The organism is Granulicella sp. L46, from assembly GCF_009765785.1.
Lineage (GTDB): Bacteria > Acidobacteriota > Terriglobia > Terriglobales > Acidobacteriaceae > Granulicella.
The window spans coordinates 97,154-105,920 of record NZ_LMUT01000009.1 but is presented as its reverse complement, the minus strand read 5'-3'; the positions used below and the strand labels follow the sequence as shown (position 1 = coordinate 105,920).

General features: G+C 58.9%; 8 protein-coding genes. 6 read left to right on the top strand and 2 right to left on the bottom strand.

Going from position 1 to position 8,767, the window contains the following annotated elements:
* From GSQ80_RS07100 to GSQ80_RS07080, 5 genes are all read left to right on the top strand, one after another.
* On the top strand, positions 1-796 hold a 796-nt coding region (locus GSQ80_RS07100), incomplete at its 5' end, for a hypothetical protein (protein WP_158786958.1).
* Positions 797-970: 174 nt separating this feature from the next.
* Complete coding sequence (fabZ, locus tag GSQ80_RS07095; protein ID WP_158786957.1) at positions 971-1,501, top strand: 3-hydroxyacyl-ACP dehydratase FabZ; 531 nt, start codon at positions 971-973, stop codon at positions 1,499-1,501.
* Positions 1,498-2,283: an acyl-ACP--UDP-N-acetylglucosamine O-acyltransferase gene (lpxA, locus tag GSQ80_RS07090; RefSeq protein WP_158786956.1), complete on the top strand. Its 786-nt coding sequence runs from the start codon at positions 1,498-1,500 to the stop codon at positions 2,281-2,283. The genes fabZ and lpxA overlap by 4 nt, the downstream gene beginning before the upstream one ends.
* Before the next feature lies 1 nt (position 2,284).
* Complete coding sequence (locus GSQ80_RS07085; protein ID WP_158786955.1) at positions 2,285-3,190, top strand: LpxI family protein; 906 nt, start codon at positions 2,285-2,287, stop codon at positions 3,188-3,190.
* Positions 3,191-3,358: 168 nt separating this feature from the next.
* On the top strand, positions 3,359-3,907 hold the full coding sequence (locus GSQ80_RS07080) for a peroxiredoxin (protein WP_158786954.1): 549 nt from the start codon (positions 3,359-3,361) through the stop codon (positions 3,905-3,907).
* Positions 3,908-4,047: 140 nt separating this feature from the next.
* On the opposite strand, the gene GSQ80_RS22985 is transcribed toward GSQ80_RS07080, so the two are convergent.
* Both GSQ80_RS22985 and GSQ80_RS07070 read right to left on the bottom strand, forming a co-directional pair.
* The gene (locus GSQ80_RS22985; RefSeq protein WP_216850179.1) at positions 4,048-4,758 is read right to left on the bottom strand and encodes a hypothetical protein; all 711 of its coding nucleotides are present in this window, start codon (positions 4,756-4,758) and stop codon (positions 4,048-4,050) included.
* Between the two features lie 221 nt (positions 4,759-4,979).
* Entirely contained in the window at positions 4,980-6,827 is a 1,848-nt protein-coding gene (locus GSQ80_RS07070) for a lytic transglycosylase domain-containing protein (RefSeq protein ID WP_158786953.1), read from the bottom strand.
* Positions 6,828-6,941: 114 nt separating this feature from the next.
* Here GSQ80_RS07070 and lepA point away from each other — a divergent pair, with 114 nt between their 5' ends.
* On the top strand, positions 6,942-8,744 hold the full coding sequence (gene lepA / locus GSQ80_RS07065; protein ID WP_158786952.1) for a translation elongation factor 4: 1,803 nt from the start codon (positions 6,942-6,944) through the stop codon (positions 8,742-8,744).
* Positions 8,745-8,767: the final 23 nt, after the last annotated feature.

Sequence of the window (8,767 nt, the reverse complement as noted above, 5' to 3'; positions counted from 1 at the left end):
GACGTTGGGTGGGGGGGTGGGGTGGGGGCAGGCTTCGGCGGTGCCTAGTGTGCAGGTGCCGACTGCGGAGGGGAAGAGTGGGCGGGAGTTGCTGGATGCGATGGTGGTGGCGCTGGGTGGAGAGGCCTGGCTGCATCGGCAGACCTGGATTGTGTATGGACGGGCGTCGACGTTTTATAAGGGCGAGCCGGATGCGGGGGCTCCGGAGTTTGAGGAGTATGGGCGGATGAATCCGTTTGGGTTGCGGGTGGTGATGGTGTCGCACTATGGTGCGATTGTTGCTACCGATCATCGCGATGTTGTGGATGTTTGGACGAACGATCGTGGGTACGAGGTTACGTATAAGGGGACGTCGCCGTTGCCGGCGAAGGAGGTTGCGGATTTCGTGCGGCGGCGAGAGCATTCGCTGGATGCGGTGGTGAGGGAGTGGCTGAAACAGCCGGGTACGTTGGTGACATATGCGGGGGCGAAGTTGGTGGAGAGTGAATTGGTGGATGAGGTGAGTGTGATGAGTGAGAGTGGGGACTCGGTTGAGGTGGGGATGGATCAGCGCACGCATCTGCCGGTGAGGGTTGGCTATCGGTGGAGGGATCCGGTGTACAAGGATTGGAATACGGATGTTGTGGAATTTGCTGATTATCATTTGGTGCAGGGAATCATGACGCCGTATTCGGTTGTCACGAAGCATAACGCTGATCGGGTGGGCGAGCGATTTGTTACGAAGGTGGTTTATAACGTGCCGCTGGGGGCGGCGGTGTTTGATCCTAGCAAGGCTTTGGAGAAGAAAGGGAAGTAGGGGAAAGGCCAATGCAGGGATCTCTCCACTGCGCATCACAAAGACAAGAGCGTGATGCTCCGGTCGAGATGACGGAGTTTGGGGAATGCAAACGCAGAAGCAGATTCCCAGAGGGAATGACGGAAAGAAAGGCAAGGGCGGTGGGGTGCGTGCGGTGGTATTCTGGGCCTCGTTATGAGTGATTCCCCTTTGAATGCCGCTGGCGAGCCTGCGCCGGAAAAGACGACGATGGATATTGTCGAGATTATGGCGATTTTGCCGCATCGGTATCCGCTGTTGTTGATTGATCGCGTGATCGAGATGGAGCGGAAGACGCGCATCGTTGCGATTAAGAATGTGACGGCGAATGAGCCGCATTTTGTGGGTCACTTTCCGGACTATCCGATTATGCCGGGCGTGCTGATTGTGGAGGCGATTGCGCAGGCTGGTGGGGCGCTGCTGCTGACGGAGATTCCTGATCGCGATGACAAGCTGATGGTGTTTACAGGGATCGAAGGCGCGAAGTTTCGGCGGGCTGTTGTACCGGGCGATCAGCTGCGTATCGAGGTGACGGTGCTGAACTGGCGACGGACGGCGGTGAAGCTGATCGGGAAAGCGACCGTGGATGGGGTGCTTGCGTGTGAGGCGACGATCATGTGCATGCTGGTGCCGCGCGGTGGCAAGAAGGCTGCGGCGGAGGCTCCGGTCGAGGGGCAAGCGCAGTGAGTATTCATCCCACGGCGATTGTGGCCGAAGGCGCCGTGATTCCGGCGAGCTGTACGGTGGGGCCGTTCTGCACGATTGGACCGAACGTGGTGCTGGGCGAGGGATGCGAGCTGGTGTCGCACGTGGTGCTGGATGGACATACTACGTTTGGTGCGCGGAACAAGATTTATTCGTTTGCATGTTTGGGGATTGCGCCGCAGGATTTGAAGTATGCGGGCGAGCCGACGCGGGTGGAGATCGGCGAGGGAAATACGATTCGCGAGTATGTGACGATTTCGCGCGGGACGGCGGGTGGGGGAGGCGTGACGCGGGTGGGCTCGGGGAATTTGATTATGGCGTACGTGCACATCGGGCATGACTCGACGATTGGAAATGAGTGCATTTTGCCGAATGGCGCGACGCTGGCGGGGCATGTGACGGTGGAGGACTATGCGACGCTGAGTGCGAATGCGCCGGTGCACCAGTTCTGCCGGATTGGGCGGTACGCGTATATCGGCGGGGGGACGACGATTACGCAGGATGTGATGCCTTACTCGCTGACGTCGGTTGAGCGAAATAATCATGCGTATGGGGTGAACAAGATAGGGCTGCAGCGGCGTGGATTTACGGCTGAGCAGGTGCGCGAACTGGGGACGGCGATGCGTGCATTGGTGGGCGGAAAGTACAACACGACGCAGGCGCTGGAGACGATTCACGAGATGATTGCGCAGGGTGCGGGTGGCGAGCACGTGAAGTATCTTGCCGACTTTGTGGCTGCGAGTGAACGTGGAGTGATCAAGTAGGATGGCGGCCGACGGTGGGACGCTGGGGTTGCCAGGAGCTTCGCTAGGGCTGATTGCGGGGAACGGAAGGTTTCCGTTTTTGTTGCTGGATGCGGCGCGGGCGCAGGGGTTGCGCGTGGTGGTCGCGGCAATCAAGGAAGAGACGGATGCGGAGATGAATGAGCGGGCGACGCTCGATCCGGAAGGTGTGCGGGTGCACTGGCTTTCGCTGGGAGAGCTGTCGCGGCTGATCGAGATGTTTCAGCGCGAGGGCGTTACGCGCGCGGTGATGGCGGGGCAGGTGAAACACAAGCAGATCTTTTCGAGCATCCGACCGGACTGGCGGTTGGCGAAGCTGCTGCTGAATTTGCGGACGCGCAATACGGATATGCTGCTGGGGGCGGTGGCGAAGGTGTTGGAGGATGAGGGGATTGAGTTGATGTCGTCGACGGCGTTTTTGGAGCCGATGCTCGCGCCCGTGGGATTGATGACGCGGCGGGGTCCGGACGAGACGGAGTTGGGAGACATTGCGTATGGGGTGAAGGTGGCGCGAGGGATTGCGGGGTTTGATTTGGGGCAGACGGTGGTGATCGCGGCGGGCGCGTGCGTTGCGGTGGAGGCGATGGAGGGAACGGACGCGACGATTGCGCGGGCGGGGGAGATTTTTCGGGGAATGGATTTGGCTGGGGAGGCGAGCACGTTGCAGCGGCGGCTGACGGTAGTGAAGGTGGCTAAGCCGAACCAGGATATGCGGTTCGATGTGCCGGTGGTGGGGGTTCCGACGATTGAAGCGATGGTTGCAGCGCGGGCGACGTGTTTGTGCGTGGAGGCTGGGCGGACGCTGGTGTTCGATCGGGAAGCGGTGATCGCGGCGGCGGATGCTGCCGGTATCGCGGTTGTCGGGTCCTGCGCGGACGGCGAGGGTTGAGTGGGTTGGGCGCGGGCATCCTGTTTGCCCACCCGTCGGCAAGTGCGGGTACGGATTGGGGGCACCCGGCAGCGGTGACAATCCTGTGACAAGGTCGTAGGTACGGTTGTCGTAAGATGGCAACCGGCGCAGATTTTTGCAGTTAGCAACGCGCCCAGGAGATCTCCCATGCTTAGGAAACGGTGGATTGCAGCAGGATGTGCAGTGGTGTTGGCGGGAAGTCTGGCGCTGACGAAGAGCGCTTCGGCGGCCGGCGATACGGCGCCGGTTGGAACTGCGGCGCCGAATTTCACGTTGCCTTCGCAGGAGAACCTGCCGGTTTCTCTGAACGATTACAAAGGCAAGTGGGTGGTGCTGTATTTCTATCCCAAGGATCAGACTCAAGGGTGCACGATTGAGGCACACAACTTTCAGCGCGATCTGCAGAAGTACGAAGCGTTGAATGCCGTGGTGCTCGGCGTATCGCTGGATACGGTAGATAGCCACAAGTCGTTCTGCACGAAGGATTCGCTTACGTTCAAGTTGCTGGCCGACCCTGACCACAAGGCAGTGGATGCGTACGGCGTGCCGGTGAAGTCTTATGGGCCGGTCCATTATGCCGAGCGCGACACATTCCTGATCTCGCCCAAGGGCGAGATTGTGCAGGTGTGGCAGGTGAAGGATATCCAGGGGCACAGCGCAGAGGTGCTGGCGGCGATCGAGGCAAAGAAGAAGTAGGTTTTGAACGTTAGAAAAGCTTCTGGCTAAAAAGTTAGAGAAGCAGCTGGCTAATTAGAGCAAACGCAAAAACGCCCGGGCCTCGTGAGAGGAGCCGGGCGCTTTTGCTTGCCTTTTACTGCGGTTGTGGTGCGCCGAAGTTACTTCTTTTTCGGAGCAGCCTTCTTGGCGGCCTTCTTGACAGCCTTCTTGACGGCTTTCTTTGCAGGAGCCTTCTTGACGGCCTTCTTTACAGCTTTCTTTGCAGCTTTCTTCGTTGCCAAGGTCTTACCTCTCATAGTGGTTTTTTTGGTGCTTGTGCTCTTGTTGCCGACTGCCTTTTTAGGGGCAGACTTACCGCCGCGCAGAGCACGTACTGACTTCGCGGCAGAACTTGAAATCTTTTTGCCCGCAGACTTCTTCTTGGCGGGAGCTTTCTTTGCAGGAGCCTTCTTGGCGGCTTTCTTTGCTGCCTTTTTGGCTGGGGCCTTCACTGCTTTCTTGATGGCTTTCTTGGCTGCTTTCTTTGCCGGGGCTTTTTTCTTTGCGGGAGCCTTCTTGGCAACAGCCTTCTTCGCAGGAGCTTTCTTTGCGACGGCTTTCTTTGCGGGAGCCTTCTTGGGCGCGGCAGGCGGAGGGGGAGGAGCACTGGGGGTGGGCTCAATCGAGAGCCGGGTCGGCGGCTCGTAGGGAGCTACGGGGGAGGGAGGTGGTGCGAAGATTTCAGCTTCCTCGACGTGGGTCACAGAGACGGTGTTGAATTCCTCTTCTTCGTCTTCTTCATCGAGCGAGTCAACATCGATCACCTCGTCGGTGTCGTCTTCATCGTATCCGGCCGCGTGAAGCTTGATGATTTCTTCGTCCTGCAACATGACCTTTTCCCCCGACTCGGTAATTCGTGTGTGGCGGTAAATCAATCTTGGTCGTTACTGCAATTTCTTTGAAGCCGTATCTCGCGTCATGCAACACAGATGCGTTACATGATGGTGTCAACAGGATTACGCGTGGAGCTATGAAATAGCAAGCACCTTTTTTGAGGCAGTGCATATTTTTCTACCCGCAGCCCTGGAGCGGCTACCGCTTGTGAGGGCGATCACTTGGAGCCCTTCTTCTTTTTCGACTTCTTTTTTTCGTTGTTCGTGGTGTGCGCGTGGCTGGCGGAGTGTGACGAGGAGCGTTCTTCGGCGGCGCCGTGATGCTTCGCGCTCGAGTTGTGCGAGGAGGTGCTGCCGGCGTGATGACGATGTTCGCGCGTAGCGGGAGCGAGTCGAATGGGCTCGACTACATAGAGTGCGTGGCCTGGCGCGACGCGGTTGGATGATAGGTGATTCCATGCGCGCAGCTGTTCGACGGTTACGCCAAACCGATCGGCGACAGTGACGAGGGTGTCGTTGCGGCGCATGGTGTAGCGTTCGCCAGGTGTGAGTCGGCTGCTGGCTGCGATGGGGATGACGAGCTCATCGCCGGCCTCGATGGGGTCGGTGATGTCATTGAAGGAAGTGATCTCGGCGGCGTGGGCGTGCAGCGACTCGGCAATCTGGTCGAGCGTTTCACCGTTCTGTACGACGTGGAAGCGCCAGGTGGTGCGGTCTGCCTCGGGAATATTTTTGAGGCGCGTGAGGAACATGTCGCGCGTGCCCGGGGGAAGGTGCAGGTCGTAGGGGATGTCGTTGGGTGTGGTGAGCCGCAAGAGAGCGGGGTTGAGGGCGACGATTTCAGGAATGGTTGCGTTGGTGAGATCGGCTACGAGACGCATATCGATGGCGTAGTTGATGGTGACGTCGTCGGAGAGGATGGGGGCGTCGGGTACGACGTCGGTGAGGCCATACTGTTTGGGATTTTTCGCCATGATGGCGGCGGCGATGATGCTGGGGACGTAGGCCTTGGTTTCGCCGGGGAGGGCATTGCGGCGGTAGAGCTCCCAGTAGTCGGCATAGCCGGTTTTGGCGACTGCGTGCTGGATGCGGCCTGGGCCCCAATCGTACGCGGCCATGGCTAGGTACCAGTCACCGAACTGGTTGTAGAGGGACTTCATGTACTTGGCGTAGGCGAGGGTTGATTTTTGTGGATCGAAGCGCTCATCGAAGTAGCCATTGCGTTCGAGTCCGTAGCCGCCCTGGGGCATGAACTGCCACATGCCTCCGGCGCCTGAGCCTCCATTCATTGCCTGGGGCTGGAAGCCTGACTCGGCGACGGCGAGATAGATGAGGTCCTGGGGAACGCCCTGGTCGCTGAGGGTCTTCGAGATCATTGCCTGATATTTGCCAGCGCGCTCGAGGGAGCGAACGAGATGGGCGTGACCGTTGGGGTTATTGGAGAAGTAGCTGATCCAGCCGGCGACGTAGTCGTTGACGACGAGGGGAAGATCGGAATGGGTGGTCTTCAACTCTGCGGCGATCTTTCCGACCAACTCGGGGTTGGAGGGGAAGGTGACCTCGTTCGCTGCTTCGGCGGGGGCTTCTTCGAGCTGGCCGGAGAATCCATTGCCTTGCTTGAGGGCGACCATCTCGAGGGAGTTGATGGCGGAGAGAAGCTGGTCGAACTCGTCGGAGAGCTGGGGATCGGTTTTGAGATCCATGCCGCTGGAGAGCATGGTGTCGACGGCGGCGTCGAAGTCATGGCGCGCCGCGTCGAGGTGGTTGGCGTGGTAGTTGGCGACGCCGGACTGATAGCTGGCTTCTGTCTTGGCGATGAGCGCCTGCACACGCTGGGCGTGCTGCGCGGCCATGATTTGATTGGCGGATTGCTGGGCTTGCGTCTGTGCCTGGGTGGTGACCTTCTGCTGTTGCAGGGTGGGGGCCGTGGTATTTGCGGGCGCGGACGAGGGCGCGGCGACACGGCTGCGGGTGTCCGGGCAACCGGTGAGCGTCAGCAGCACGAACAGCGAGGAGGTCACGGCGAGGGAGCGCCGGATAAGGGAAGTAGTTTTCGAAGTCGGCATCAACAACCACATTGTAAGGGTTGGACGGTCTGGCTGGTTCTTTGTGGGTCAGAGCGCGCGAGCGACGGGGCGGTGCGGGTGTTAAGATGGAGGTTAAGGCCTTTTGTACTTTCCATGGATCCAAAGCACATTCGTAACTTCGCGATCATCGCGCATATTGACCACGGCAAATCAACCCTTTCGGACCGGCTGCTGGAGCTGACCGGGAGCTTGACCTCGCGCGAGATGCAGGCCCAGGTGCTGGATGCGATGGACCTGGAGCGCGAACGCGGGATCACGATCAAGGCGCATACGGTGCGCATGATGTATACGGCGTCGGATGGTGAGACGTATCAGCTGAATTTGATTGATACGCCGGGGCATGTGGACTTCAGCTACGAGGTGTCGCGGTCGCTGGCTTCGTGCGAGGGCGCGCTGCTGGTGGTGGATGCGTCGCAGGGTGTGGAGGCGCAGACGCTGGCGAATGCGTACCTGGCGATCGCTGGGGGGCTTGAGATTATTCCGGTCATCAACAAGATTGATTTGCCGAGCGCGGATATTGAGCGCACGAAGGCGATGATTGAGAAGTCGGTGGGGCTGCCGGCGGACGACGCTGTGTGTGTGAGCGCGAAGACGGGATTGAACGTGGCGGACATTCTTGAGGCGGTGGTGATGCTGCTGCCTCCGCCAAAGGGTGATGCCGAGGCACCGCTGCAGGCGCTGATTTTTGATTCTTGGTTTGACGCGTATCGTGGCGTGATTGTGCTGGCGCGCATCATCAATGGTCGGCTGAAAAAGGGCGATCGGATCAAGATCATGTCGAATGGGCGGCAGTTCGATGTGGAGTCGATGGGCGTGATGACGCCGAAGCCTGTGGTGCTGAATGAGCTGAGCGCGGGTGAGGTTGGATTCTTTGTGGCGACGATTAAGAATGTTGCCGACACCAAGGTGGGCGACACGATTACGCACGTGGATCGGCCTTGTGCTGAGGCGCTGCCGGGGTTTGAAGATATTAAGAGCATGGTGTTTGCCGGGCTTTATACGGTGGACTCGCATGAGCACGGGATGCTGCGGGACGCGCTGGAGAAGCTGAGGCTGAACGATGCGAGCTTTAATTTCGAGCCGGAAAGTTCGGTGGCGCTGGGATTTGGATTTCGGTGCGGGTTTCTGGGGCTGCTGCACCTCGAGATTATTCAGGAGCGGCTGGAGCGCGAGTATGACCTTGACCTGATCATTACCGCTCCGGGTGTGCAGTACAAGATCACGATGACCGATGGGAGTGTTTTGAGCGTGGACAATCCTTCGCGCTGGCCGGATCCTACCGAGATCGAAGAGATTGAAGAGCCAGTGATTACGGCGAAGATTCTGACGAATGAAGAGTATGTCGGCAACATTTTGAAGCTGGTGGAAGATAAGCGCGGACGGCAGCAGAATATCGAGTACGTGAGTGAGACGCGCGTGATGCTGACGTATGAACTGCCGCTGAACGAGATTGTGCTGGATTTTTATGATCGGCTGAAGTCGGTGTCGCGTGGGTATGCTTCGTTGGACTACCACCTGTCCGGGACGTGGAATTCGCCAATGGTGAAGATGGATATTTTGATTGGCGGCGATCCGGTGGACGCGCTTTCGATCATCGTGCACAAGGATGCTGCCTACGATCGCGGCAAGGTGCTGGTGGAGAAGATGCGCGAGCTGATTCCGCGGCAGATGTTCGAGGTGGCGATCCAGGCGGCGATCGGTTCGAAGGTGATTGCGCGATCGACGGTGACGGCGATTCGGAAGAACGTGATTGCGAAGTGCTATGGCGGGGATATCAGTCGTAAGCGGAAGCTGCTGGAGAAACAGAAGGAAGGCAAGAAACGGATGAAGCGGATTGGTAAGGTGGACATTCCGCAGGAGGCTTTCCTGGCGGTGTTGAAGGTGGGCGAGGAGTAGGGTTTAACTTCGTTGAGGCGGAG